This window comes from uncultured Negativicoccus sp., from assembly GCF_902480485.1.
Classification (GTDB): Bacteria; Bacillota; Negativicutes; order Veillonellales; family Negativicoccaceae; genus Negativicoccus; species Negativicoccus succinicivorans.
Genome location: NZ_CABSTC010000082.1, coordinates 1 through 3,450, shown reverse-complemented (window position 1 = coordinate 3,450; position 3,450 = coordinate 1). Strand labels below are relative to the sequence as shown.

The 3,450-nt window shown below is 48.7% G+C and carries 3 protein-coding genes; all 3 read left to right on the top strand.

Annotated features, from left to right (window positions below):
- Positions 1-166: 166 nt before the first annotated feature.
- The 3 genes from RDN69_RS05960 (at position 167) to RDN69_RS05950 (ending at position 3,443) form a co-directional block, all read left to right on the top strand.
- Positions 167-1,612, top strand: a complete 1,446-nt coding sequence (locus RDN69_RS05960; protein WP_159823339.1) for a Na+/H+ antiporter NhaC family protein — start codon at positions 167-169, stop codon at positions 1,610-1,612.
- A 77-nt stretch (positions 1,613-1,689) separates the two neighbouring features.
- Positions 1,690-2,589: an acetamidase/formamidase family protein gene (locus RDN69_RS05955; protein WP_159823338.1), complete on the top strand. Its 900-nt coding sequence runs from the start codon at positions 1,690-1,692 to the stop codon at positions 2,587-2,589.
- Between the two features lie 149 nt (positions 2,590-2,738).
- Complete coding sequence (locus RDN69_RS05950) at positions 2,739-3,443, top strand: aspartate/glutamate racemase family protein (protein ID WP_288218374.1); 705 nt, start codon at positions 2,739-2,741, stop codon at positions 3,441-3,443.
- The last annotated feature ends 7 nt before the right edge of the window (positions 3,444-3,450 follow it).

Here is a 3,450-nt window from a genome sequence, read left to right as displayed (position 1 = left end):
GCCGAAAGTACTTGGCTGGAAACGGCCCGGGAGCATAGGTAGCTGCTGATTACGCCAAAGAGACCATCAGATAATGGTCTCTTTTTTTATTTAATAGTTATTTTTGAGTTTTTTCTATAATTATTATTTGGTATACTAAAAAGAAAGAACATATGGGGGTTTTATTATGCGGTCGTTATACAAAACTCTATTGGATCCCAATTCTGTTTTGCACAAGTGCATGAGTTACGGTCTTACGTTTTTACTTTTATTGGGAGTCATATTTCTGACGCCGGGGAAAGACCATTTACCGGAAGGAATAGGAACTTTATTAATCGTATACATTCTCTATTATACGTTGCTGACGAAACGCATTTTAGAGACTCTGATTTTTGCCACCATGTTGGGGATAGCATTAAATACAGGAGTCGGTGTAGTAGACGGATTTAAAGAGCAGTTGTATACGACGATGTCGAATCAAGACTTTTTGTGGATTGTTCTGATGTGCTGCTTTTTGAACGTATTTACAAAACTTCTTGGTAAAACCGGCGCATTGCATGCGTTTGCAAGATTGGTTAAACGTAAAGTGAAATCTGCGCGGCAATTAAATATGGCGACTTGGCTTATGCAATTTCCGCTGTTTTTTGATGATTACATGACGGTTACGATCGGCGGCAGTATTATGGCGCCGATGTACGATGAATTGGATGCTCCGCGGGAAGACGGCGCGTACTTGATCCATACTTTGGCGGAACCGTTGCGTGTACTGTTTCCGATTACTTCATGGGCGGCGTTTTTAGGCGGTGCGTTTGCTTCGGCGGGGCTTGCCGAAAACGGTAACGGCATGATGGCGTTTTTCCGCTCCATTCCGTTCAGCTTTTATGCCATCGTTTCCCTGATCGGTACATTTCTTTTTGCCGCCGGTTATTTACCGCGCTTGGGCGGTTTGAAAACACAACAAAAAGAATACTACGTGCCGATTGAAAATATGGAAGAGCAGGTCCCGGGTAAAAAAGACGGCGGGCTGCTGGACTTTTTCCTGCCGATTGTTTTCTTGATGGGCGTGGTTTGCTATTTTGAATTCGACACGGTACCGGCGATGCTGGTGGTTTTACCGGTGACGGTCGGCTACTATTTATTGCGCAATATTATCCAATCGGAAGATATTGAAGAGTGCCTGATTGCCGGCTTCGCCGATTTTATGAGTTTGATCATTTTGTTCTGCGTATCGTACATGCTCAATGATGTGTTGGTGAACTTGGGATATATCGATTACTTGGCAAATGTGGTACAAACTTTCGTTAACCCGAACTTGTTACCGTTCCTCGTGTTTGTTGTCTTTTGTATCTCGGAATGTATCATGTCGCTTAATTGGGGCCTGATTTTAATTACGTTCCCGATTTTGATTCCGGTGTCATTGACCGTCGGGGCCAATCCGTACCTGGTAGGGGCGGCGATTATTTCGGCCGGCGCTTTCGGTTGCAATATGTGTTACATTTGCGATTACACGATGCTGACTTCATCGGTCTTCGGCTTAAAGCCGGGCTATCACGCATCGACTTGTGTTGCTTACTCCATTATCTTTGCGGCGATTTCCGCCGTGATGTATTTAATCGCGGGTTTTGTGTTCTAGTTGTCCGCCGAAGATGATGTTGGGCAAGATAGCAGTGTGCAGCAAATTTACAGTGGTACAGTAAAGGAGGAAGTTTTATGCAAGAGATCAGAGAATGTATTTATAAGTTTACTCCCGAGATGCAGCCGGTTGCGACAGCTAAACCGGGTGAAGTGGTCAAATTTATCACCAAAGATTGCTATGACGGTCAGGTGCAAAAACCGACGGATATTGCGGAATCGGTGGATTGGCAACATACGAATCCGGCGACCGGTCCGCTTTACATCGAAGGCGCGGAGCCGGGCGATGCGCTGGCGGTCGATATTTTGGATGTTACGGTAGCTGACCAGGGCGCGGTATGTTCGATTCCCGAATGCGGTCCGTTTTGTGAAAAAAGTGAATTGCGGACGCATATTATGCGGATTGAAAACGGTTTGGTGCATTGGGATGCCAATGACATGGTGTGGCCGTTGGACACGATGGTCGGCGTGATCGGTGTCGCGACCGATGAAAAAGAAATCTCTACCGGTTTTGTGGGAAATCACGGCGGCAATATGGACAGCCGCATCATCCAAAAGGGCGTAACGGTTTGGTTCCCGGTACGTGTTAAAGGCGGCCTGCTGGCCATGGGTGATCTGCATGCCACGATGGCGGACGGCGAAGTCTGCGGCAACGGGATTGAAATCGCCGGTGAAGTGATCGTGCGCGTGCGTCTTTTGAAAAACTTCAAGCTGAATTGGGCGGTTACGGAAACCAAAGATGCGTACTTTGTCAACACCTGCGGACCGACGTGCGATGACGCGATTCGCGCGGGATATTTGGAATTGCATCGTCTGATCAGCGATGCGTACGGATTGGATTACACGGATACCGCGATGTATATGTCCATTCAGGGATATCTTTGCGCCAACCAGGCTTGCCTTGTGGAAGAGGCCGGCGGTGACAGCTTCCGTGTCGGCACGCCGAAAGTATTGAATAAAAAACCGCTGATCGGATAAAAAGGGCAAAGATTTACATAGAAAATGCACAAAGAGGTCGTCATTGTGACGGTCTCTTTTTTGCATTTTTGTATACATTTCGGTTATCGTTGCATTCGTTAAAGTAAAACGGTAAGATAAATGTAAAATAAAAGAAACGGAAGATGGCTATGGTTAAAAAGAACGGTAAAGTATTAGGTGTGCTCGGCGGGATGGGACCGGCGGCAGCAGCGGAATTTTTACGTCTGCTTGCGGTATACGCGCCGGCGGAAACGGATCAAGAGCACCCGACGGTAATTATGCTCGGCGACACGGATCTGCCCGATCGCAGCGCGGCCATGCTCGGCAAAGGAGCAGATCCCGGCCCGCAAATGCGAGACGACTTTGAAAAGCTGATCACATGGGGCGCGGACGTGCTTTGCGCACCATGTAATTCGGCGCACTATTTCATTGAGCAATTCGCCGCTGAACTTACGACGCCTCTGATCAATATCATGGACGTGACGCTGGCGGAGGCAGCGGAGCTTTCGCCCAAAGGGGCATGGCTTCTGGGAACCCAAGGGACATTGCGCTCCGGTTTGTACCAGAAAAAAGCGGCGGAACGAGGCTTTGCGTTGTACGATCCGTTACCGCTTGCCGGAGAATGGGCAGAACAGTCGTTGCGCTATATCAAATCGGGCAATTTCACGCTGGCGGGCGAACGCTTGCGTCAAGCGGCGGAGCTTTTGTGGCGTGAAAACGATGTGCCGCTCGTGTTGGCTTGTACGGAGTTGCCGTTGGCATACGGCTCGGCGCAACTTCCGGATCAGCGCGCGGTGTCGTCGTTGGCGGCGTTGGCGAGGGCCTGTCTGCGAGAGTTGTATACGTGTGAATAAAGAGCCT